The sequence below is a fragment of the Cohnella cholangitidis genome, assembly GCF_014107495.1.
In the GTDB taxonomy this organism is placed as follows: domain Bacteria; phylum Bacillota; class Bacilli; order Paenibacillales; family Paenibacillaceae; genus Cohnella; species Cohnella cholangitidis.
Map to the genome: position 1 here is coordinate 5599033 of NZ_CP041969.1, position 22658 is coordinate 5621690.

General features: G+C 50.3%; 21 protein-coding genes. 18 read left to right on the plus strand and 3 right to left on the minus strand.

Features of this window, described 5'->3' with window-relative positions:
• Nucleotides 1–29: 29 nt before the first annotated feature.
• From FPL14_RS25610 to FPL14_RS30635, 7 genes are all read left to right on the plus strand, one after another.
• Nucleotides 30–707 carry a DNA alkylation repair protein gene (locus tag FPL14_RS25610; protein ID WP_182300376.1) on the plus strand — a complete coding sequence of 226 codons (678 nt, stop codon included), beginning with the start codon at nucleotides 30–32 and terminating at the stop codon, nucleotides 705–707.
• A 74-nt stretch (nucleotides 708–781) separates the two neighbouring features.
• Complete coding sequence (locus FPL14_RS25615; RefSeq protein ID WP_182300377.1) at nucleotides 782–1063, plus strand: DUF3817 domain-containing protein; 282 nt, start codon at nucleotides 782–784, stop codon at nucleotides 1061–1063.
• A 14-nt stretch (nucleotides 1064–1077) separates the two neighbouring features.
• The gene (locus FPL14_RS25620; protein ID WP_182300378.1) at nucleotides 1078–1650 is read left to right on the plus strand and encodes a GNAT family N-acetyltransferase; all 573 of its coding nucleotides are present in this window, start codon (nucleotides 1078–1080) and stop codon (nucleotides 1648–1650) included.
• A 130-nt stretch (nucleotides 1651–1780) separates the two neighbouring features.
• Nucleotides 1781–3541, plus strand: a complete 1761-nt coding sequence (locus FPL14_RS25625; protein WP_182300379.1) for an ABC transporter ATP-binding protein — start codon at nucleotides 1781–1783, stop codon at nucleotides 3539–3541.
• Nucleotides 3538–5466, plus strand: coding sequence for an ABC transporter ATP-binding protein (locus tag FPL14_RS25630; protein WP_182300380.1), 1929 nt, complete (start codon nucleotides 3538–3540; stop codon nucleotides 5464–5466). Before FPL14_RS25625 ends, FPL14_RS25630 begins: the two co-directional genes overlap by 4 nt.
• Before the next feature lie 34 nt (nucleotides 5467–5500).
• Nucleotides 5501–5788 carry a nitroreductase family protein gene (locus FPL14_RS30630; protein WP_324617846.1) on the plus strand — a complete coding sequence of 96 codons (288 nt, stop codon included), beginning with the start codon at nucleotides 5501–5503 and terminating at the stop codon, nucleotides 5786–5788.
• Nucleotides 5760–6074 (plus strand): nitroreductase family protein, encoded by a 315-nt coding sequence (locus FPL14_RS30635; protein ID WP_324617847.1) that lies wholly within the window; start codon nucleotides 5760–5762, stop codon nucleotides 6072–6074. Before FPL14_RS30630 ends, FPL14_RS30635 begins: the two co-directional genes overlap by 29 nt.
• A 125-nt stretch (nucleotides 6075–6199) precedes the next feature.
• Here FPL14_RS30635 and FPL14_RS25640 read toward each other — a convergent pair whose 3' ends face one another.
• On the minus strand, nucleotides 6200–7225 hold the full coding sequence (locus tag FPL14_RS25640) for a LacI family DNA-binding transcriptional regulator (protein ID WP_182300381.1): 1026 nt from the start codon (nucleotides 7223–7225) through the stop codon (nucleotides 6200–6202).
• Nucleotides 7226–7350: 125 nt separating this feature from the next.
• On the opposite strand from FPL14_RS25640, the gene FPL14_RS25645 reads away from it, so the two are divergent.
• The 4 genes from FPL14_RS25645 to fucU all read left to right on the plus strand — a co-directional run bounded on the left by FPL14_RS25645 (nucleotide 7351) and on the right by fucU (nucleotide 11859).
• Nucleotides 7351–9141, plus strand: a complete 1791-nt coding sequence (locus FPL14_RS25645) for an L-fucose isomerase (RefSeq protein WP_182300382.1) — start codon at nucleotides 7351–7353, stop codon at nucleotides 9139–9141.
• 80 nt (nucleotides 9142–9221) lie between these two features.
• Nucleotides 9222–9878, plus strand: coding sequence for a class II aldolase/adducin family protein (locus tag FPL14_RS25650; protein ID WP_182300383.1), 657 nt, complete (start codon nucleotides 9222–9224; stop codon nucleotides 9876–9878).
• 33 nt (nucleotides 9879–9911) lie between these two features.
• Complete coding sequence (locus FPL14_RS25655; RefSeq protein ID WP_182300384.1) at nucleotides 9912–11411, plus strand: rhamnulokinase; 1500 nt, start codon at nucleotides 9912–9914, stop codon at nucleotides 11409–11411.
• 16 nt (nucleotides 11412–11427) lie between these two features.
• Nucleotides 11428–11859, plus strand: coding sequence for an L-fucose mutarotase (gene fucU, locus FPL14_RS25660; RefSeq protein WP_182300385.1), 432 nt, complete (start codon nucleotides 11428–11430; stop codon nucleotides 11857–11859).
• 188 nt (nucleotides 11860–12047) lie between these two features.
• On the opposite strand, the gene rbsK is transcribed toward fucU, so the two are convergent.
• Together rbsK and rpe are read right to left on the minus strand one after the other, a co-directional pair.
• A complete protein-coding gene (gene rbsK, locus FPL14_RS25665; protein WP_182300386.1) occupies nucleotides 12048–12983 on the minus strand; it encodes a ribokinase in 936 nt (311 codons plus the stop codon).
• Nucleotides 12980–13684, minus strand: coding sequence for a ribulose-phosphate 3-epimerase (rpe, locus tag FPL14_RS25670; protein ID WP_182300387.1), 705 nt, complete (start codon nucleotides 13682–13684; stop codon nucleotides 12980–12982). Before rpe ends, rbsK begins: the two co-directional genes overlap by 4 nt.
• 251 nt (nucleotides 13685–13935) lie before the next feature.
• Between rpe and FPL14_RS25675 the strand changes: the two genes are divergently transcribed.
• The 7 genes from FPL14_RS25675 (at nucleotide 13936) to FPL14_RS25700 (ending at nucleotide 22650) form a co-directional block, all read left to right on the plus strand.
• Nucleotides 13936–15699, plus strand: coding sequence for a cache domain-containing sensor histidine kinase (locus FPL14_RS25675; RefSeq protein WP_182300388.1), 1764 nt, complete (start codon nucleotides 13936–13938; stop codon nucleotides 15697–15699).
• Nucleotides 15700–15704: 5 nt separating this feature from the next.
• Entirely contained in the window at nucleotides 15705–17159 is a 1455-nt protein-coding gene (locus FPL14_RS25680; protein ID WP_182300389.1) for a response regulator transcription factor, read from the plus strand.
• A 121-nt stretch (nucleotides 17160–17280) separates the two neighbouring features.
• Entirely contained in the window at nucleotides 17281–18024 is a 744-nt protein-coding gene (locus FPL14_RS30150) for an ABC transporter substrate-binding protein (protein WP_229263674.1), read from the plus strand.
• Nucleotides 18008–18598 (plus strand): extracellular solute-binding protein, encoded by a 591-nt coding sequence (locus FPL14_RS30155; protein ID WP_229263675.1) that lies wholly within the window; start codon nucleotides 18008–18010, stop codon nucleotides 18596–18598. The genes FPL14_RS30150 and FPL14_RS30155 overlap by 17 nt, the downstream gene beginning before the upstream one ends.
• A 68-nt stretch (nucleotides 18599–18666) precedes the next feature.
• Complete coding sequence (locus FPL14_RS25690) at nucleotides 18667–19551, plus strand: carbohydrate ABC transporter permease (protein ID WP_182300390.1); 885 nt, start codon at nucleotides 18667–18669, stop codon at nucleotides 19549–19551.
• Between the two features lie 13 nt (nucleotides 19552–19564).
• Nucleotides 19565–20377 (plus strand): carbohydrate ABC transporter permease, encoded by an 813-nt coding sequence (locus tag FPL14_RS25695; RefSeq protein ID WP_182300391.1) that lies wholly within the window; start codon nucleotides 19565–19567, stop codon nucleotides 20375–20377.
• A gap of 32 nt (nucleotides 20378–20409) precedes the next feature.
• A complete protein-coding gene (locus FPL14_RS25700) occupies nucleotides 20410–22650 on the plus strand; it encodes an FAD-dependent oxidoreductase (RefSeq protein WP_182300392.1) in 2241 nt (746 codons plus the stop codon).
• Nucleotides 22651–22658: the final 8 nt, after the last annotated feature.

Below are 22658 nucleotides of genomic sequence, written 5' to 3' on the forward strand. Positions count from 1 at the left end.
CGTGATGGACGGGAGTGAGGGGAACGCGTATGAGCGAATATACGGACAAACTGGCGGCTTGGTTCAGGCGGCATGCCGACCGGGAGAAGGCGCTGCCGATGGAAAGCTACATGCGGAATCGGTTTTCCTTCCTGGGAATCAAGACGCCGGAACGGACAAGCATAACCAAACGATTCTGGTCCATGCACGGATTGCCTTCCGGCAAAGAGATGCTTGTCGTTGCTCAAGAGTTGTGGCAACTGCCCGAGCGGGAATTCCAGAACGTAGCGATGGCTTTCTTGGAGAAGTACGGCAAACTGGCCGTTAAGGAAGACATCGATGCTTTCGAAAGATTCGTCACGACGAAACCCTGGTGGGACACGGTCGATTATCTAGCCTCGCATACGATGGGCGACCACCTGCGGAAATTCCCGGAGCTGATCCCGGCATATACGGAGCGTTGGATCGAATCGGACGATTTCTGGCTGCGCAGGACCGCGATTCTCTATCAATTGAGATATAAGCAACGGACCGACGTTGCGAGGCTCTTCGATTATATATTGCGATGCAAAGACGAAAAGGAGTTTTTCATTCGCAAGGCGATCGGTTGGGCGCTGCGCGAGTATTCGAAAACCGATGAGACGGCCGTTAGGGAATTCGTGTCGGTTAATGAGCTTTCCCCGTTGAGCGAGAGGGAAGCGTTGAAGTACGTTAATCGTCCGAAATGACACAACTTATTCACAGCATTCCGTCATGACCGTTGGTATGATAAAACTAATTTGGTCAGTCGGAGGTTATCAATATGTTAAAGACGCCGATCGGTCGGCTCCGCGCAATCGGCACGGCCGAAGCGATATCTTTCTTGGTTCTGCTGTTGATCGCGATGCCGCTTAAGTATTGGGCCGATATTCCCGAGGCCGTAACGGTTGTCGGGATAGCTCACGGAGTTTTGTTCACCTTGTACCTGCTCGCGGTTCTTAATGCTCTCATCGCGCGCAAGATTTCGTTCCTCATGTCCGTGCTTGCGGTTATTGCCGCCTTTCTGCCATTCGGTCCTTTTATCGTAGACCGTAAAATTCGTTAATCGAGGGATCGCCCATGATCGTTGACCACCTGTTCGATCGCTTTCCGGTTCTAGAATCGGATAATTTATTGCTTAAGAAAGTAGAAGAACGGCATCTGGACGGGCTTTACGAGATATACGACAATGAGCGGGTGTTCGAATATTGCGGCATCGTCCCGAAACACAATAAGGAAACGGTAGCTAACATGATCGGCCATTTCGAACGGGATTACAACAAACGTTTCAAAGTGAAATGGGGCATTTTCCGTAAGCAGGAGAGCGATGCGTTAGTCGGCATTATCGATACGTTCGACTGGAACCAACGCGTGGACATGGTGACTGTCGGATTTTACTTGGCGGAAAAGGTCTGGGGACAAGGGATCGCGACCGAAGCGGTTGGGAGATTGATTAAGTATTTGTTCGAGGATATCGGCGTAAATCGCATTCAAGCCGAAGTGATGCCGGATAACGGGCACTCCAAGCGAGTACTGTTGAAGAACGGATTTCTCTTGGAAGGGACGCTCAGGCAAGCCCGGATTTGGACGGGAAAAGGAATCGTGGATCTGGAGATTTACGGCTGTTTGCGCGAGGATTACATAACTAAATAATATAGAATAGATGGCCTTCAGGGGTCATCTATTTGTTTTCCGTTCATATTCAGTTCATAATAACGTCATATTATCATTTTTACATATTGAAAGTTTGGATGCATGAATTTATAACCCGGAGTTGATGCGTATGATAAAGCTTTTTCGGTACCTTAAGCCATATCGCTGGGCGGTTGCGGCGGTTATGGCGCTTATTCTCATGCAGTCTCTTAGCGAGCTGTATCTGCCGACTTTGATGGCGGACATCATCAATGATGGCGTCGTTAAAGGTGACACTGCGTACATTTGGAAAATAGGAGGTTTCATGCTCGCGGTCACGGCGGTAGGTACATTGGTGTCTATCGCGGCTAGCTATCTCTCCTCCAAGATCGCTTCCGGTTTCGGAAGGGATGTGCGCAGCAAGACGTTCCGGCACGTGGAAAATTTCTCGTTGCAGGAATTCGATAAAATCGGGACCGCCTCGCTCATCACTCGCACGACCAACGATATTACGCAGGTGCAAACGGTGCTCATGATGATGATGCGGTTGATGGTAGCCGCTCCGATGATGTGTATTGGCGGACTGATCATGGCCATATCCAAGGACGCCCATCTGTCGCTTGTATTTGTTGGGGCGATTCCGATTTTGGCGTTAACGATCCTGATTATCGCCGGCAAAGGAATTCCCTATTTCAAAGTGATGCAGAAAAAGATCGACAAGCTGAATCTGGTGCTTCGCGAAGGGTTGACGGGAATCCGCGTCATTCGTTCGTTTAATCGTTTCGAGCATGAGACGAAACGATTCAAGGAAGCCAACCAGGATCTGACGCAAACCGCGATCAAAGTAAACCAGATCATGGCGTTCATGATGCCTATGATGATGTTGATCTTGAACTTCTCGTCGATCGCCATTATCTGGTTCGGAGGCATCAGGGTCAGCGACGGCGATATGCAGGTCGGCGATTTAATGGCGTTCCTGCAATACGCGATGCAAATCATGTTCTCGCTTCTGATGGTGTCGATGATGTTCGTCATGGTTCCGCGCGCCTCTGCTTCCGCGGTTCGAATTAACGAAGTGTTGAACACGGAGCCCGTTATCGTAGATTCAAAAGGGAAAGAAGCAACGACGGCAGCAGGAGACGATTTGGAAGGGCAATATCCCTCCCCGCAAGGGTCGGTCGAGTTCGAGGATGTGACTTTCCGGTATCCGGGCGCCGAAAGCCCGGCGATCACGGGGATTTCTTTTCAGGCGAGACCGGGCGAGGTTACGGCGATTATCGGGGGAACCGGCTCCGGCAAATCCACTCTGATCAGCCTGATTCCAAGGTTCTACGACATTGAAGAGGGCGCTGTTCGAATTAATGGTACGGACGTACGCGAACTGTCGCTCGACGAACTGCGATCGGCTATCGGACTTGTCCCCCAGAAGGCGCTTCTGTTCACGGGGACGGTCGCGGACAATATTCGCTACGGGAAACCGGACGCAACCGATGAGGAAGTCAGCGAAGCCGCCAAAATCGCCCAAGCGAGCGATTTTATCGAGGGCATGCCGGAGAGCTATTCCGCGCATATCTCGCAAGGCGGAGCGAATCTGTCCGGCGGGCAGAAGCAACGGTTATCCATCGCGCGCGCGCTTGTTCGCAAACCGCAAATTTATTTGTTCGACGATAGCTTCTCCGCGCTTGATTTTAAGACGGATGCCAAGCTAAGGGCGGCACTTAAAGCCGAAACGACGGAAGCGACCGTCATTATCGTTGCGCAACGGGTGAGCACGGTCATGGATGCTGACAGAATTATCGTGCTGGATGAAGGCCGGATCGTCGGAATGGGCAATCATCGGGAGCTGATGGATACAAGCGGCGTCTATCGCGAGATCGTATCCTCGCAACTGTCCGAGGAGGAGATCGCATGAGCGAACAACGTGGAAATCAAGGCGGGGCAGGCCAAGGCACGGCTCCGGGAGGACCTGGCAGAGGCCCGGGAGGTCCGGGCATGGGTGGAATGGGCGGCATGGGCGGCATGATGCCCGTGCAAAAAGCGAAAAATTTCAAAGGCACGCTTCGCAGATTAATGGGGTATTTGCGCCCGCAGCGCTTTAAACTGTTGGCCGTACTCATTACCGCTATCTTAAGCACGGCGTTCGCGATCTATAGCCCCAAAGTGCTGGGGGAAGCTACGACGAAGCTATTCGAAGGCATGATGGGCAAGCTGAACGGCGATCCGAACGCGCATTTCGATTTGGCGGGCATTTGGCAGATCGTCGTTTTCCTCGCGGGGTTATATGTGGTGAGCTCCATTTTCAGTTATATCCAGCAGTTTTTAATGGCGGGAGTCGCTCAGAAAACGGTATTCGGTTTGCGTAACGAAGTGAACGCCAAACTCGGCAAGCTTCCTCTTAAATATTTCGATAGCCGCGCGCATGGTGAAATTCTAAGCCGCGCCGTCAACGACGTAGACAATATCAGCAATACGCTGCAGCAAAGTTTGACCCAACTTATTACTTCTCTTATTACGATAATCGGCGTAATCATCATGATGCTTACGATCAGTCCGTGGCTGACGCTGATCCTGTTGCTTACGCTGCCGCTCTCGATGATCGTCATCAGAGGCGCGGCCAGCAGATCGCAGCAGCATTTCAAGTCCCAGCAGATGGAGTTAGGGAAGCTGAACGGACACGTCGAAGAGATGTTCTCGGGACATAAAATCGTCAAAGCGTTCGGGCAGGAAGAGAAGTCCGTCGCGAAATTCGACGAGATCAACGAGCGCCTGTACGAATCCGGCAGAAAGGCGCAGTTCGTCTCCGGAAACATTATGCCGCTTATGAGCATGGTCAGCAACATCGGCTACGTCTTCATCAGCGTCGTCGGAGGGATCATGGTCGCGCGGGGATCGATCTCCATCGGGAACATTCAAGCTTTTATCCAATATGCGAGACAGTTCTCGATGCCGCTCGTGCAAACGGCGAATATCGCGAATATCATTCAGTCGACGATCGCTTCGGCCGAGCGCGTATTCGAGTTATTGGATGAAGAGGAAGAAGTGCCCGAAGCAGCCGACGGGAAAGACGTGAAGTTGACTGCGCCGAAAGGCGAAGTCGCGATGCATGGCGTTAACTTCGGCTATAGTCCGGATGCGATGCTGATCGAGAATATGGATATCGACGTCCGAAGCGGGCAGATGGTGGCCATCGTAGGACCGACGGGTGCCGGCAAAACGACGCTCGTTAACTTGCTTATGCGGTTCTATGAAGTAAACGACGGCAGCATTACGGTCGACGGAGCCGATATTACGAAGATGAAACGCGGGAATTTGCGCAGCTTGTTCGGCATGGTGCTTCAAGACACATGGCTGTTTAACGGCACGATTCGCGACAACATCGCTTACGGTCGCGAAGGGGCGACGGATGAGGAGATTGTCGAAGCGGCCGTTGCCGCGCATGCGGATCATTTCATTCGTACCTTGCCGGAAGGCTATGATACGGTGTTGAATGAAGAAGCATCCAACTTGTCGCAAGGACAGAAGCAGCTATTGACGATTGCCAGGGCGATATTGGCGGATCCGGCCATACTTATTCTGGATGAAGCGACTAGCAGCGTAGATACGCGTACGGAAGTTTACATTCAGAAGGCTATGCATCAGCTCATGCAAGGAAGAACGAGCTTCGTCATCGCTCACCGGTTATCGACGATCCGCGACGCGGATTTGATCTTGGTCATGAACCATGGAAGCATTATCGAGCAAGGCACGCATAACGAATTGCTCGCGAAGGGCGGTTTCTATGCGGACTTGTACAATAGCCAATTCGTGGGCGGAAACCTGCAACAAAGCGCGGGATGAGTAAAACGTTCAATTAACGAAGGGATAGATGGGGATGGCTAGCTTAGAAGAAATCATTCAAGGCAGACGCAGTATCGGAAAGGTCAAGGATGACCCCGTGCCTCGGGAATTAATAGAGAAGCTTCTTGAAGCGGCGACCTGGGCGCCGAGCCACCATGCGACGGAGCCGTGGAAATTCGTGGTCATGACGGGGGGAGGCAGACGGGTGCTTGGTCAAGCGTACGCCGACATTGCAGAGGATACAATGCAAGATTTAGCCGGAGAGGATCGTAAGCAGCGACTAGAGAAGGAAGTTGCCAAAGCGTTCCGGGCGCCGTCGTGATCGCCGTGGCTTGCTCGCCGTCCGATGCGCCGCGGGTGAATCCGGCCGAGGAGCTTGCAGCGGCGCAAGTCGCCGTGCAAAATCTATTGCTTACGGCGCATGCGAGCGCCTTGGAGCGGTATGGCGTACGGGTGATCCTGCCTATCATCCGAAGATGAAGCAAGCGCTAGGGTTTAACGGAAACGAGCAGGTCGTCGGCCTGATCTACGTCGGATATCCCGACATGAACCCGCCGGCGGGCAAACGAGTGCCCGCGGCCGAGAAGACCGTCTGGCTGGAAGGTTAAAGTCATATTAATAATCGAAAGAGCCGATCGCCGCGTTAATCCGTGGCGATCGGCTCTTTGTGCGCTTGGTAGAGAGCCGAGACTCCGACTCTCATAGGAGACCAGGAACCGGTCTAATTCCGACTTTAGATTATACCTTCTACCGCCGATACCGAGCGCCGAACGATCATGTCCGCGGGAAGGACGATTTTTTTCCACGGCAGGCCGGTTTCTCCGCGTTCCTGAATTCGTTCAACGAGCATCTGCATGCCGAGATAACCGAATTGGTAAGCTTGCTGGGCGATTACGGTCAGGAACGGATCGATCTCCGAGTACGGGCCAAGATCGTCGAAGCATACGACCGATATCCGATCGGGTACCCTAATGCCCCGATCGTGAAGCGTTCGTATGACTTCTACCGCGAGCACGTTGTTTCCCGCGACGATCGCCGTCGGCAAGGGGGACATTCGATCCAGCCAGCTTTCGATTTCGGACAAGTCGCTTCGCGGCTCGAAAGCAGTCTCGAGTACATAAGCGTCGTCGTATGCGAGATCGTTAAGCTTTAAGGCTTCCCGGTAACCTTCCAACCGCAATCGGGCGCTGGAAATGTGCGGCGAGCCGTTAATCAGCGCGATTCTACGGTGGCCTTGGGAGGTCAAGTGGTCCACGAGCTTCCGGGCGCCTTCCTTGCTATCCCCCAGCACCACGTCGCTATCCATTCCGGGCACTTCGCGGTCGAGAAGCACGAACGGGACCTGATGCTTGCGCAGCGTCTCCAAATGAGGCAACGAAGGATCGCCGGCCGGGGCGACCAATACGCCGTCCGCTCTCGTCGCTAGAATCGTATCCACGTAATCCTTTTCTTTGTCCACGCTTTCGTCCGAGTTCCCGAACAACAGTCGGTAGCCGTATTTTTTGGCGGCATCCTCCGCGCCTCGGGCCAATGTCGTGTAGAAAGGGTTAGTAATGTCGGTAATGAGCAGGAACAGCAGGTTGGATTGCTGCAGAACCAAGCTTCGGGCCATATGATTCGGGACGTAATTCAGCTCTTCCATCACGCGCCTGACTTTCGCCCTCGTTTTATCGCTGATTTTGCCAGTGTTATTGATAACCCTGGATACGGTCATCGCAGAGACGCCAGCTTTGGCCGCAATGTCGTAAATGGTAACCATGGGTGAAGCTCCTTGTTGTCAGGATGTTGTTTTTATATTACCGAATTAAACAATTGACAGCAAGCGTTTACCCTGATAATTTAAGGTTATCGGTAACATTATTTCTCCCATTTGGAGGTACTAACATGGTAGAGCAGCATTTCAGATGGAACGGCGGATTTCCGAAAATCGGCATTCGTCCTACGATTGACGGCAGACGCAAAGGCGTCCGCGAGTCGCTGGAAGATCAAACGATGAACATGGCCAAAGGCGTTGCTAAGCTGATTTCCGACAACTTGCGTTACCCGGACGGTTCGCCGGTCGAATGTGTCATTGCGGACTCAACGATCGGCGGCGTTGCGGAATCCGCGGCTGCGGCAACCAAATTCGCCCGCGAGAACGTCGGGGTATCGATAACGGTGACGCCGTGCTGGTGTTACGGTACGGAGACGATGGACATGGATCCGACGATTCCGAAAGCGGTATGGGGCTTTAACGGTACGGAGCGTCCGGGCGCGGTATATTTGGCGGCGGTTCTGTCCGCATACGCGCAGAAGGGCTTGCCGGCGTTCGGCATCTACGGCCATGACGTTCAGGATGCAGGTTCGACGGAAGTGCCGGAAGACGTGAAGAGCAAATTGCTCGGATTCGCGAGGGCGGGACTTGCGGTTGCCCTCATGAAAGGCAAATCCTACTTGTCGATGGGTTCCGTATCGATGGGAATCGCCGGCTCGATCGTGAACGATAGCTTCTTCCAGGAATACTTGGGCTTGCGTACGGAGTACATCGATATGAGCGAGTTCGTTCGCCGCATGGAAGAGAAAATCTATGATCCCGCGGAATACGAGAAAGCGCTTGCATGGGTTAAGGAAAACTGCATCGAAGGCCCGGACAACAACCCGCCGCAGCTGCAGACGTCCCGCGATCAGAAAGACAAAGATTGGGAAACCGTCGTCAAAATGACGATTATCGCCCGCGACTTGATGATAGGCAACCCTCGTTTGGCCGAGCTGGACTTCGGAGAAGAAGCGCAAGGTCATAACGCGATCGTCTCCGGTTTCCAAGGGCAACGCCAGTGGACGGATCATTTCCCTAACGGCGACTTCATGGAGACGATTCTGAATTCCTCGTTCGACTGGAACGGAATTCGCGCGCCATACATGGTGGCAACGGAGAACGATAGCCTTAACGGCGCGGTTATGCTGTTCGGCAACCTGCTCACGAATACGGCGCAAATCTTTGCGGACGTTCGTACGTACTGGAGCCCGGAATCGGTAGAGCGCGTTACGGGACATAAGCTGTCCGGCGCGGCGGAGAACGGAATCCTGCATTTGATCAATTCCGGTTCCGCGACGATGGACGGTACGGGAGAGCAATCGAAAGACGGCAAGCCGGCGATGAAGCCGTACTGGGAAATCTCCGCCGAAGAAGCGCAGAAGTGTCTCGATGCGACCTCCTGGCGTCCGGCATCCGTCGAATATTTCCGCGGGGGCGGCTATTCGTCGGATTTCCTTACCCGCGGCGGCATGCCGATGACGATGTCCCGCTTGAACCTGGTCAAAGGAATCGGACCGGTGCTGCAAATCGCGGAAGGTTATTCCGTAGATCTGCCGGCGGACGTTCACGATACGCTCGACAAACGTACGGATTCCACATGGCCGACGACTTGGTTCGCTCCGATCATAACGGGCAAAGGCTCGTTTAGAAGCGTATACGACGTCATGGACAACTGGGGCGCTAACCACGGATCGATCAGCTACGGACATATCGGCGCGGATCTGATCACGCTGGCTTCGATGTTGCGTATTCCGGTCAGCATGCACAACGTATCGGAAGAGAAGATTTTCCGTCCTCGCGTCTGGGGCCTGTTCGGAACGGACAACGCGGAGAGCGCGGACTATCGCGCCTGCAACAACTTCGGACCTCTTTACAAATAAATCTACCGACGACGCTGTCGCCTGTTTCTTCCGGGAGGCAGGCGGCGGTTGTCTGTCCATCGAATGGAGCGAACACAACCATGAGCAGCCAAGATATTCGTCTCGAATTATGCAAATACGCGCAAAAAACCGTGTCCAACAAGCTTGTCGTCGGTCCGGGAGGCAATATCAGCGCGCGTTACGAGGGGAAAATGTACCTTTCTCCAAGCGGTTTCGCATTGGACGAAATTAAGCCAGAGCAGTGGGTGGAAGTAGACATCGAGACCGGCCATATTACCGATATCGGACTGCGTCCATCCTCCGAAGTGCTTATGCACTTGTATGCTTATCGCCAAAACCCGAACATCGGAGCGATGGTGCATACGCATCCGCCCTATTGCATCGCGTTTACGCTAGTTGAGAAAGACTTGCCGATCATGTTCCCGGACCAAGCCGCTCTAGTAGGCAAAACCGTATACGTAGATTACGTGCTGCCGACGACCGATAAGCTCGCGGACGCCGTAGTCGAGAAAATCGAACATTCCTCGATCTTGCTTGGCAATCACGGGCTGGTAACGACGGGGCGCAACCTGCGCGAAGCTTATTACCGTACCGAGGTCGTAGAGGAAAGCGCGAAAATTTTCCTGATCGCCAAAGCGATCAAGGAGCCGAAGGTGCTGACCAAAGAAGAGTTCGAGGAGATCGCTTCCTTGGAGAGCGAAGCGTATCGCATCGAGCTGCTGCAGAAAATGAAATAGAAGCTCTCGCTTCGAAGAAGGGAGGGAATTACGATGACGACGGCAACGGATACGACGATATTGGCGTTCGACATGGGCGCAAGCAGCGGCCGGGCGTTAATCGGACGGCTGACGTCCGGATCGGATGGACGGCGGAAGCTGGAAGTGACGGAAATCCATCGCTTCCCCAACCATGCGATCCATGTCGGCAACCATTTGCATTGGGACGTTCTGAGATTGCTGCACGAGATGAAGAAAGGGATCCGATTGGCATTCCAAGGCGGTTACGAGCCATCCACGTTCGGTATCGACACGTGGGGCGTCGATTTCGGTTTGTTGGATGCGAACGGAGAGCTGCTTGGCAATCCTTATCACTATCGCGACTCGCAGACGGAAGGCTTGATCGAGGAAGTGAACGGTCTCATCGGTCAAGAAGCTCTGTTCCGGCAAAGCGGCTTGCAGTTCATGCCCTTTAATACGCTTTACCAGCTATATGCCATGAAGAAGGCGGCATCCCCGAAGCTGGACATCGCGCGGACGTTATTGCTCACCCCGGATTTATTGGCTTATTTGCTAACGGGAATCAAATCGTGCGAGTTCACGATGGCCACGACGACGCAGTTGTTCGATCCGGGCGCGCAAGCGTGGAACGCGGAGTTGATGGATAAGCTAGGAATTCCTTCCCGGTTGTTCCTCGATCCTGTACATCCGGGGACGATTATAGGGCCGTTATCGCCAGAGGTTACGTCGGAGCTGGGCGTTCCGGCGATGCGCGCGGTAGCGGTCGGAACGCACGATACGGAGTCCGCGATCGCCGCCGTACCGGCAGGGGACGATCCGTTTGCCTTCCTCGTATGCGGGACTTGGTCATTGTTAGGAACGGAGATGTCCGGGCCGCTGCTCAGCAATGAGACAATGGAATTGGAATTTTCCAACGAAGGCGGAATAGGCGGGACCTACCAGCTGCTTAAGAACATCATGGGCTTGTGGTTGCTGCAAGAATGCAAACGGGAATGGGACGAGAAAGGGAATGAAATCGGTTTCCCCGATCTCGTGCGCATGGCCGAACAAGCGACGCCGTTCCGCAGCCTTATTCATCCGGACGATCCGAGATTTTTCTCTCCCGGCGGCATGGCGGACAAAATCCGGGCTTTCTGCGAAGAGACGAAACAACCTATTCCGGAGTCCGAAGGCGAAGTGGCCCGTTGCATTCTGGAAAGTCTCGCGCTGCGTTACCGTCAAGCCCTGGAGCAAGCGGAGAAGCTGACGGATATTCGATACGGCGGCCTTCATATGGTCGGCGGAGGCATCCAGAATAAGCTGTTATGCCAATTCACCGCCAATGCTCTGGGAAGACCGGTTTGGGCCGGTCCGATCGAAGCGAGCGCGATCGGCAACATGCTGATGCAGCTTGTCGCGCTCGGCCAATGCAAGGATTTGCGGGAAGCTCGCCGGCTCGTTGCGGCTTCCTTCCCGATCGACGTTTACGAACCGGAAGCGGCAGCGAACTGGGTTGCGGCTTACGAAGTTTTCATCGGCTTCGGCCGGGTATGAGGAGGAAGGAACGTTTATGTTGATCGGAATATCCAGTTTGATTTCTCCCGAGCTGTTGAAGGTGCTGATGGAGATGGGCCATAGCGACGAAATCGTGCTCGCGGACGGCAATTTTCCCGGGGCGAGCCATGCGCAGCGCTTGATCCGCGCCGACGGCCACGGCATTCCTGAGCTGCTAGATGCCATTCTTCGTTTGTTCCCGTTAGACCCGTACGTGGACAAACCTGCAGCTCTGATGCAGGTCGTGCCGGGGGATACGGTGGAAACGCCGATATGGCAAACCTATGGCGAGATCATCGAGGCGCGCACCGGGTTCACGGCGCCTTTCGAGGAAGTGGAACGCTTCGCGTTCTACGAGCGGGCTAAGAAAGCCTACGCCGTGATCGCAACCGGGGAAAGCGCGTTGTACGCGAACTTGATTTTGAAAAAGGGCGTTATTTCGGAGTAGTTCGGGTTCGTTACGGTGCGATTCGTTAGCCTTGTTCGCGCCAGGTAAATGGATTTATACAGTTATTTTGTTGCGGAATGCGCTCTATATCTAAATTAACGGGAAAATACAGTTATTTATCGTCGGATGGACCTCATTCCATCAGAAGACGAACAAATAACTGTATTTTTCCGCTTATTTCGCTAGCGTCAAATATCAAGGGTTAGATTCCGAGCCAGACAGAACGCTTTTACTTCGTCCATAGTAGGGATTCCGTCTTGTGCACCGTGCTTTGTCACTTTTAGCGCGCTGACGATGGAAGCGAACTTAGCGGCATCCGGTAAAGGTTGCCCCTTAGCCAACGCATATGCCAGCGCCCCGGCATAACAATCCCCTGCTCCTACCGTATCGACGGCATGGACGGAAACGCCCCGGATATGCACGCACTCTCCATCCTCGTATACAAGAGATCCATGGGCCCCCATCTTGATGATGCTTTTCGCTATTCCATATTGTTCGTGCAGGTAGATCGCCGCTTCTATGGCGGAAGGGATATTGTTTACCTCGATATGGGTTAGCGCCTTTGCTTCTTGTTGATTCGGAACTATGATATCCGCATACCTAAGAGCTGAAATACGGATGCCGTCCGCAGGCGCAGGGTCGAGTATCACGGTCACCCCATGCCTTTGGGCCGTTTTCATTGCGTATAACATGACTTCTTCGGGTATTTCCATTTGAACAAGCAGGATATTGCTTTTGCTAATCTGATCCTCGCAAGCTTGAATATCCTCGATCGATAGACATTCGTTTGCCCCTTTGATAACGAGAATAGTATTTTCGGCGGTTGAATCGACCGTCACCTGGGCAGTTCCTGTACCCGTATCGTTAACTGTTTTCATAAATTCTATATTTACATGATTGCTCCGTAATTTGCGAAGCAGCGTCCGTCCAAAAGAATCATTGCCGACGCATCCGATGAAGTTCGTTTCCGCGCCTAGCTTAGCGCAAGCCGTTGCTTGGTTTGCTCCCTTTCCCCCGGGAGAGTATCTGATTTCATTGCCGAACACGGTGTCTCCGCGCCGGGGGTAATGTTCGGTCAGAAAAACGATATCCATCATGGTGCTCCCGACAACTGTGATCGTCATCCGTTTACCTCCTCAATGCTCGGATCCGTTGAATTCCTATTTCGATTGATAAGATGTTTGACTTGCCTCACGGAATGCTCCAGCGGTTGTCCCGGGATAAATACGCTCGATGTGCCGCATACGAGCATTTCGGCGCCATGATATATCACTTCGGGAATAATTGCGTTGCTGATATTTCCGTCTACTTCGATAGAGATGTCCGGTTTCTCCCGAGCGATCTTCTGCTTTAGATCTTTTATTTTGCGCAGCGTACTCGGAATAAACTTCTGGCCGGCGAATCCGGGGTTAACCGTCATTACGCAGACGTAATCAAGGCAATCCATCACGTAATCCAACTCGCATAACGGCGTCGAAGGGTTAAGAGCAACTCCGGCTTTAAGCCCATGACTTCTAATTTGCTGAAGCGCTCTTTGCAAATGCACCTTGGATTCCGAGTGGATCGATATCATATCCGCGCCTGCTTCGGCAATCAATTCTATGAATCTCTCGGGCTCCTCGACCATCAAATGCGCATCGAACGGTTTGTCGGTGTGCGGACGCAATGCTTTTAGCAGATCAGGTCCTAAAGTAATATTAGGAACGAAGTTGCCATCCATAATATCGAAATGATAGAAGTCTACCCCGGACATATCTAACTGATGGATGTTCTCGATTAATCTGCCAAGATCCGCGCACATTAAAGATGGACCTATTTTCCCCAAACCGTAATCTCCCCTTATTATCCAGTTCGAATCATTGTTTAATGATTTATAATCAAACTATATAAATAGGCGAGACCGAAGAGAATGAACGTATCCAACGACTCATTTGAACAAATAGTAGCGAATTCGAGGCCGATATCAATGATTTGTGCCATCAACCTATAAGGTTTGTTCCATCAGCCGCGTTTCGAATTCGATTAAAATAAGATAGAACGGATCAGTAGACACAGGTGGAAGGGAAACGCATAAACATGATGACGATCTATCATAAAATAAAACCGAAGAGCTTAAAGTCGAAGCTTTTTCTATCTCTGTTAATCCTCATCATTACTCCTTTAATCGTTCTATATCTTTATTTGTTCAACCAATTCGAAGGCGCCTTGCAGGACAAAATCGTAACGCAAAGCTCCAAAGGCTTGGATCAAGTCCAGCAATCGACCGAGGATCTGATGAGCTTGGTTTATAAAACCCTAGTTATGGTTCAGAATGACAAGGTGATATACGATGTGTTGACGGAGCCCGAGAAATATACGGAATTGGATCGGGTGCATCTGATCGAGCGGGTATTGAAAAATATCGACAATAGTATTTTTTTATTTAATTCGCAAATCGTGTACTATACTTTGCTTGATGAATATGGAAGCGTTTACACTTCTTTTCAGCCTCAGCAAATGTTGGACTATAACGCGATTAAAAATGAGCATTGGGCGAAACAATTAAACGTCGATCGTCCTTATTTGTGGATTGCGAATGACCCGAATTACGTCGTGCGAGACGTCACGAGCAGTAAGTATTTGCTGACGCTTGGTTCGACGATGAGAAATACGGACAATACTCCTTTCAGCTTAGCCAGAATAAGCATCGATTATGAAAAATGGTTCAAAGCGTCCGTGCATAGCGACGAAGAACATCAGTATTACCTTATCGATAAAGCAGGGACGCTTGTTTCTTCTTTTAATAGCGGACTCGTGTTGGACTCCCAGGTACTCCATTTCTTTAGGGAAACAACGGAAAAAGGCGGTTTTTATTTCGATCAAAGAACGGATTCTCTCGTGAACTACCGAAGCATTCCCCAACTTGATTGGTACTTCGTTGATGTTATTCCTAGAAAGGTGTTATTCCAGGAGATATGGGATTTGAAAGTCAAATTTTTTAGTATTTTTATCGCGTTTATCGTACTTTTTATCGGGATCAATATGTTTATTTCCTACAAATTCACCAAGCCCTTAACGGTGCTGGAAAAGAAAATGAGCAGCATCGTCAAGCAGAACTTAAAAGTAACGATTTCGGAAAAAAACTATACGGGCGAAATTCTTCAATTCATCCGCTCGTTCAATCAGATGACGACGGATATGAATACGATGGTGAAATTATTGAAGGACGAGCAGAAGCAAAAGGAGCTCGTTCATTTTCAGATGCTCCTGTCGCAGATAAATCCTCATTTTTTGTTAAATACGTTGAATACGATCAAGTGGCTTGCCATTAGAAAAGGCGACAAGGATATTCCGGATATCTGCTTATCGCTAGGCAATATTCTCGAAACGAGTTTGCATTCGGAGGTTGAATTAATCTACCTCAAAGACGAGCTTAAGCTGATCGAGGATTACTTGCTCATTCATGAATTGCGTTACAATGACCAACTAAACGTTGACTATGACTTTAATTCGGGAATGGATTATGCGCTTGTGCCGAAATTAAGCATTCAGCCTTTAGTAGAGAACTCAATCCTGCACGGGATAGCTCCGCTTAAAGGTCAAGGAAACATTATCATTCGCATATTTACCGAGAATAAGCTTCTCTATATTGAAATCGAGGATAACGGGGTTGGCATACAAGAACAAAACAAGGCGCAAAAAGGGCGAAGCCGCAAAGGGATAGGCTTGCAAAATTTGAAGGACAGGCTTCAGATCTTATTCAAAGAAGACGGCAAGCTTGAAGTGATTCCTTTGGAGCATGGGACGTTAGTTCGAATGCAATTGCCATATTTGCTTTCAAGTCCTTACGAGGGAGGTTGACGACGATGTGGAAGGTACTGCTGGTCGAGGACGAATTGTTCGTAAGAGAATCCATAAAGATGATTATTAATTGGGAGGAGCTTGGCTTTGCCATTCAAGGGGAAGCGGATCATGGTGAAGAAGCGTTGCGGCTGCTTCAAGAAAAGCACTTCGATCTCGTCATTACGGATATTAAAATGCCCGTCATGGACGGAGTCGAACTGCTAAAACAAGCAAGAACGCTGGATTTGAATTGCAAGTTCATCATGTTAAGCTGCTTGAACGAGTTCGAATACGTGAGACAGGCTCTTGAATATGGCGCTTCGAATTATATTTTGAAGCTGTCCATGAGCGTATCCAGCCTAGTCGAATCCCTAACCAAAATTAAATCGGAGCTTGAGGTGCGCAACCAATACGCGGATCAGAAAATCCATCATTATTACGAGCAGATTTGGCTAAGGATTAACGACTTGAATCAAGATGAGCATGAAGCCGTTCCTTCCGTCATCTCGGATCTGGAGCATTTCAACCTCACGATCGTATCCGTCATTCGCGGCGAGGAGCGATGGAATGCCCAAGATCATAAGCACGCCTTGCCTATTATACAATTCCGTTTCGCAGAAGCGGTTCATATGTATCACGGCGACGGTCTGACTACCGTATTCGTCTGGCACAAGCCGGGAATAGCGATCGTCGATGCCCTTGCGGCCGATAAGAAATATGCGATCGTATATGCAACCGATTTTCATTCTTCGCAGTTGAACATGCAATGGAGAAAAGTGATTCAACAGTTGGGTTACGCGTGGTACGAGGGGGCGAAAGGGGCATTTTCCGTTGAAGACATCGAATATAAGGAATCCGCTCCCTATTTCGCATGGAGAAAAAAACGAGAGCTTGTGGCCAGCTTTGAAAGAGATGAAGAGAAACGATGCTATGAGCTAGTCGATGAAATATGGATGGATATGCGAAATAGCCATTTGACGATGATCGACGCGAAGAGAATAGCGGCAGACGTGGATTATACGCTCTATTCGATGATCCAAATAGGAAGCCACAATCAAAGCCCGTTGTTCGATGCAAGGAATCATGAGGAATTGAAGCAAGCGATGAGAACGAAACTGCACGCTTACTTGGAAGTTTATAAACAATCGCAGCCCACGATCTTAACGGATCATCCGGAAGTGAATAAGGTCATTGCCTATATCAACGATAATTTCCACAAAGAGATTTCGGTGAAGAGCATGGCGGCTATGATCTCGATGGACGAGAACTATTTCAGCAGCTTATTCAAAGCCAAAACAAAGGAAAGCTTGATTACTTACGTGCATCATCTGCGGATCAACAAAGCGATGTTTTATTTAACCAAGACCGATCTTACGATTAATCAAATCTCGGACAACGTAGGGTTCAACAATATTAATTACTTCAATCGGATTTTCAAACGAATTACGGGAGCTACTCCATCGCAATATCGAGATTAATGCGGAATCGCATTTCAATGGTTTTGTTCTAATCGGTTAATGGATATGTTCATTCTTTTGAGCTTCAATCCTTTATATGATGGACAGCGTAAGATCAAAAACAGATGGAGGTCAAAAGAAGATGAAGAAAACAAGTATCGTTCTAGCGCTTATGTTGATTGTAGTCTCTGTCCTATCCGCTTGCTCGAGTAACGGCAATAACGGCAAAGAGTCGAGCGGACAAGCGGGATCATCGGCCGAACCTTCCGAAGACGTCGTGAATCTGACGTTCTGGGGAGGAGTACCGCCCGAAGCAGGTCCGCAAGAGATCGTGGATAACTGGAACAAAGCGAATCCCAACATCCAAGTGACCTACACTCGATACGTAAACGATGACAGCGGGAACTTGAAATTGGATACGGCTCTCATCTCGGGCCAGAGCGTAGATATTTTCGCAAACTATACGAAGCCGTTACTAACCAAACGGGTAACATCGGGTTCGGCACTCGATTTAAGTCAATTTACGGATTATAACATCGACGACAAGATGGGGCCCAGCGCCAAGGAATGGGCGGTAGACGGTAAATATTATGCCATGCCGACGAAGAGAAACATGCACTTCGTATGGATGAATAAGGATGCTCTTGACGAGGCGGGGCTGCCCGTTCCAACGGATTGGACGTTGGCGGACGTCGAGAAATACGCCAAAGCGCTTAAAACGGACACAAGATGGGGTTATACGATTTTTCCGTTCTGGAGAGATATCGTTACATTCGACGGATCTTTGGCGGTGCAAGGATACGTCAAAGAAGACGGTACCTCTAACCTCGGCGCGCATCGTAGAAAAAGCTTTGCAGGCTCATTACGATATGATGCATGCCTCTAAAGTGAGCCCGCCGATCAGTTTGATCGAGACGACGAAAATGAATGTCATTGGAGAGTTTTTGGGCAATAAACTGGCAATGTTGAATGCGGGAGAATGGGTGTTCCGAGATGCTAATAATTTGAAGGATTATCCGCGCGACTTCAAGGTTGCTTTTGCTCCATTGCCTCGAATCACACAGGATCAAGACGATTTCAGATATTTGGGCGGATTGGGCGATGCTATAGCAATTAACGCCAAATCCGAACATAAGGAAGAAGCATGGGCGTTCCTGAAATGGTACGCGGACGGCGGTATGCTCCCTCAGGCCTCGGGAGGCCGCATCCCGGCATCGAAAGACGCCGACCAAGAAAAAGCATTGGAGCTGTTGATCGGCGATTTGGGAGATAAATACGACGTAGAGTCTCTTAAGAGAATTCTAAACAATGATCTGCCTACGTTCCAAGTCACGCTTCCGCAAGAAGTCATCGATATTAGACGCGAAGAGTTTGATAAATACTATATTAAAGCCCAGTCCTTAGAGGACACGATTAAAAATCTCGTCAAGAGACACAATGACTATCTGAAGCGAAAATGACGATGCACTAACAACAAGAGTGAGGGCATTGACGGCAATGCCCCTCACTCTATTAGGAGAGGCTGTAGATGAAGCTAAACTGGATGAGAAAACAACAACTGACAGGGTATTTGTTCATTGCTCCCAATATGATTGGCGTTTCTCTCTTCATCATTATTCCCGCTTTATTTTCTATCTTTTTAGCATTTACGAACTGGGAGTTTCCGCTGCTTAAAGCCGACTTTGTAGGTCTGAGCAATTTCGAGAGATTGATTCATGACGAAGTGTTCTATACGGCATTAAAAAATACGTTGATCTTCCTGGGATCCGTTCCGATCTCCGTAGGTCTCGGATTTTTGACGGCGCTTGTGTTGAACAAGAGCGTATATCTCAAGAACATGCTTCGCACGATGTTTTTTCTTCCATACATTACGACGGGAGTTGCGATCGCTTTCGTATGGATGTTAATCTTTCAACCCGAAAACGGACCTATCAATTCGTTATTAAGGAGCATTGGAATCGATCATCCGCCCGGTTGGCTTTCCTCGACTTCTTCGGCCATATTCGTATTCGATATTATTTGGATATGGTTTTTGCTAGGGTACAACATCATCATCTATTTGGCGGCATTACAGGAAGTATCCTCCGAGCTGCTTGAAGCCTCCAGGATAGACGGCGCTCGCAAGCTGCATACGATTCGATACGTGATCTGGCCTTTGGTCAGTCCGACAACGCTGTTCCTGCTCATGACGGGATTTATCTTATCGATTAAGCAAATGGGAATTTTCCAAGCGATCACGGACGGCGGTCCGGGAAACAGCACGACCGTGCTTTCCTTGTTCATCTATAAAACGGCCTTCCGATATTACGATATGGGGTATGCGTCCGCGATATCGGTATTCCTTCTCCTTATTATTATCGCGATTACGGCAATACAATGGATCGCACAGAAAAAATGGGTTCACTATTCATGAAGGGATAGAGCATATGCGTAAACTTTTTCCCACGATTATGATGTTGATATTTGCATTCGTCATGATCTATCCGTTCCTTTGGATGATAAGCACTTCCTTTAAACAGCCATTCGAAGTGTTTGAGTATCCGTTTCATTGGATATCCGATCACCCTACGATCAAATATCACGAGAATGTATGGACAGGGCCGGCTAGTTTTGCTAATTATTATCTGAATTCTCTGAAAATATCGATCATTAGTACGATAGGAGCTGTATTTCTTGCGGCCGTAGCCGCTTATGGATTCTCAAGAATCGAATTCAAAGGCAGGGACACGATGTTCGTCATCTATCTCGTCGCAATGATGATTCCGAATCAAATCATTTTTATTCCGAAATTTATTATGTTTAACGCGATCGGGATCTATAACACGCATATGGCATTGATCTTGCCGGGCATATTTACCGTTCTTGGCGTATTCATGCTTCGACAATTTTTCATTGCCGTACCTAAAGATATTTCGGAATCGGCCATGCTCGATGGCGCGGGACACTTCGGGATCTTCCTTCGTATGATGCTGCCGATGGCCAAGCCTTCGCTGGCAACATTCGCCATTATCGATTTCTCGTGGCATTGGAACGATTTCGAGAATGCTCTTATTTTCTTATTGGATAAGAAGCTGTACACGGTCTCGCTCGGATTGCAAAACTTCGTCCTGGAGAACACCGTGGATTACAACGGAATGATGGCGGCGGCGACGGCCGGGATGATTCCGATGATTATCGTCTTTCTGATCGGTCAGAAATTTATCGTCGAGGGATTAGCGAGCTCTGCTGTTAAAGGATAACGAGAAGCCAAGTGCCGAAAGGGGTAAATGAAATGAGATTTGAATCGGTGAAGTCGGATGTTACGGTGATCGGGGGCGGGCTGTCGGGAGTGTGCGCAGCCGTAGCGGCCGCTAGAAACGGAAAAAAGGTAGCTTTGGTGCAAAATAGGCCCATGTTGGGCGGGAATTCAAGCAGCGAGATCAGAGTGTGGGTGGTCGGCGCGACGGGGCATGGCGTAAATCGTTATGCGCGAGAGACCGGGATTATGGGCGAAATGTTCCTTAAGAACCAATACGTAAACCCGGACGGCAATCCGTATTTATGGGATATGGTCGTTCTGGAGACGGTCAGGAACGAGAAGAACATTCAGCTATTTCTGAATACGGACGTTCACGAGATCGAAGCCGATGGGCCGCAAGACGCTCGGGTTATCCACTCCGTGACGGGGTGGATGATGGGCTCCGAGCGCAAAATCAGGTTCGAGAGCCCCGTGTTCATGGATTGCACGGGCGATGGCCTTGTCGGTTTCTTGGCGGGAGCGAAATACCGGATCGGGCGGGAAGCCCAATCCGAATTTCTGGAAAAGTGGGCACCGGAAGAAGCGGACGACATTACGCTGGGCAGCACGTTGCTGTTCTATACGAAGGAAGTCGACCATCCCGTTAACTACATCGCGCCAAGCTTTGCGAAGGACATTACCCAAACTCCGATTCCGATCAAAAGAGTGCTGAGAAGCGGCGATTCCGGATGTCACTATTGGTGGATAGAGTGGGGCGGAGAAATCGACACCCTTCACGATAACGAACGCATTCGGGACGAGCTGTGGTCGGTCATTTACGGGATCTGGGATTACATCAAGAACTCGGGCAAATTCGACGCGGAGCGGATGACGCTGGAATGGGTGGGCAGCGTACCCGGCAAACGAGAATACCGGCGTTTTATCGGCGATTACGTCCTGAATCAAAACGATCTCGAAGTCCAAACGCAATTCGACGATTGCGTCACTTTCGGGGGCTGGTCTATCGATTTGCATCAGAAGGAAGGCATGTATGCCGTAGATCACTTGTCTATGCACTTCCATAGCGACGGCACATTCCAAATTCCTTATCGCTCCTTGTATTCCACCAACGTCCGCAATCTGCTCTTCGCGGGACGGAACATTAGCGCGACCCATATCGCGTTCGGCGCAACGCGAGTCATGGGTACGTGCGCAACCATCGGCGAGGCGGCGGGGACCGCTGCGGCTTTATGCGTGGAATATGGCGTAACGCCGCGAGGGTTATATGAGAATCATATCAAAGAATTGCAGCAAGCTTTATTATGGCAAGACGCTTCGATTATCGGCCTTAAGCATGAGGACGAGAACGATTTGGCGCGACATGCGAAGATTTCCGCTTCCAGCTACGCTGCGGCAATCCGCATCGATTCCCCGGCCGAGAAGCATCCTTTGGTTGGGGATGCCGGTATTCTGGTGCCGGTTGATCCTGGCATCGCTAACATCGAGATTCTAATGGATGTGACGGAAGCGACAACCGTGGAGGTCGAGCTGTGGAGTACGGGTAGACCGGAAAATTATATTCCCGTGGAACTGCAGGTTAAGGATGCCGTACTCGTTCAAGCGGGCGATTTGCAGTGGGTTTCGTTTCATTTGCCATGGAATCCGGCTCAAGCCGAGAACGCGTTTATTATCGTTAGAGAAAATAGCAACGTTCAGCTTCATTTGTCGCACAAGCCTTGGAGCGGCGTGCTCTCCTTCGTGAGGGAAAAAACATTGAACGCGGCCAGAGGTTTAGAAGGCCTTGATCCAAATCAGCTTGTCGTTCAATGGAATATGAGACGAACGGTAAGGAAGCCATTCTGCATCAGACTGCAAGAGCCGATGGAAGCCTATCATCCATCGAAAGTGTCCGATGGTTATATGAGGCCGTACGGCGGCCCTCATATGTGGTCTGCCAAAGCGGCCGGTCAACCGGAGTGGCTGGTTTTGCAATGGGATGCACCCGTTGCGGCGAATGAGGTGCATATTACTTTTAACGACGACGTGAATGAAGATTTGATCAATTTGCATCATCATCGTACGCCGTTCGAGGTCATTCCCGAACTCGTCAAGAGCTACAAGATCGAAGTCCTTCGCAACGGGGAGTGGATTGCGGTCGCGGAAGTGGACAATAATCGCCAACGGAAGCAGGTCCATCGTTTCGAGGGATCGCTTACGATGCAGGAAATGCGAATCGTCTGTACGGAGACGAACGGTCATTCGCAATACGAGATCGCGGGAATTCAAATTCGATAGTCGAGAGG

Excerpts from the sequence above, each read along its gene's own strand:
- FPL14_RS25610 (WP_182300376.1), top strand. The coding sequence starts at position 30 with ATGAGCGAATATACGGACAAACTGGCGGCTTGGTTCAGGCGGCATGCC.
- FPL14_RS25615 (WP_182300377.1), top strand. The coding sequence starts at position 782 with ATGTTAAAGACGCCGATCGGTCGGCTCCGCGCAATCGGCACGGCCGAA.
- FPL14_RS25620 (WP_182300378.1), top strand. The coding sequence starts at position 1,078 with ATGATCGTTGACCACCTGTTCGATCGCTTTCCGGTTCTAGAATCGGAT.
- FPL14_RS25625 (WP_182300379.1), top strand. The coding sequence starts at position 1,781 with ATGATAAAGCTTTTTCGGTACCTTAAGCCATATCGCTGGGCGGTTGCG.
- FPL14_RS25630 (WP_182300380.1), top strand. The coding sequence starts at position 3,538 with ATGAGCGAACAACGTGGAAATCAAGGCGGGGCAGGCCAAGGCACGGCT.
- FPL14_RS30630 (WP_324617846.1), top strand. The coding sequence starts at position 5,501 with ATGGCTAGCTTAGAAGAAATCATTCAAGGCAGACGCAGTATCGGAAAG.
- FPL14_RS25640 (WP_182300381.1), bottom strand. The coding sequence starts at position 7,225 with ATGGTTACCATTTACGACATTGCGGCCAAAGCTGGCGTCTCTGCGATG.
- FPL14_RS25645 (WP_182300382.1), top strand. The coding sequence starts at position 7,351 with ATGGTAGAGCAGCATTTCAGATGGAACGGCGGATTTCCGAAAATCGGC.
- FPL14_RS25650 (WP_182300383.1), top strand. The coding sequence starts at position 9,222 with ATGAGCAGCCAAGATATTCGTCTCGAATTATGCAAATACGCGCAAAAA.
- FPL14_RS25655 (WP_182300384.1), top strand. The coding sequence starts at position 9,912 with ATGACGACGGCAACGGATACGACGATATTGGCGTTCGACATGGGCGCA.
- fucU (WP_182300385.1), top strand. The coding sequence starts at position 11,428 with ATGTTGATCGGAATATCCAGTTTGATTTCTCCCGAGCTGTTGAAGGTG.
- rbsK (WP_182300386.1), bottom strand. The coding sequence starts at position 12,983 with ATGACGATCACAGTTGTCGGGAGCACCATGATGGATATCGTTTTTCTG.
- FPL14_RS25675 (WP_182300388.1), top strand. The coding sequence starts at position 13,936 with ATGATGACGATCTATCATAAAATAAAACCGAAGAGCTTAAAGTCGAAG.
- FPL14_RS25680 (WP_182300389.1), top strand. The coding sequence starts at position 15,705 with ATGTGGAAGGTACTGCTGGTCGAGGACGAATTGTTCGTAAGAGAATCC.
- FPL14_RS30150 (WP_229263674.1), top strand. The coding sequence starts at position 17,281 with ATGAAGAAAACAAGTATCGTTCTAGCGCTTATGTTGATTGTAGTCTCT.
- FPL14_RS30155 (WP_229263675.1), top strand. The coding sequence starts at position 18,008 with ATGATGCATGCCTCTAAAGTGAGCCCGCCGATCAGTTTGATCGAGACG.
- FPL14_RS25690 (WP_182300390.1), top strand. The coding sequence starts at position 18,667 with ATGAAGCTAAACTGGATGAGAAAACAACAACTGACAGGGTATTTGTTC.
- FPL14_RS25695 (WP_182300391.1), top strand. The coding sequence starts at position 19,565 with ATGCGTAAACTTTTTCCCACGATTATGATGTTGATATTTGCATTCGTC.
- FPL14_RS25700 (WP_182300392.1), top strand. The coding sequence starts at position 20,410 with ATGAGATTTGAATCGGTGAAGTCGGATGTTACGGTGATCGGGGGCGGG.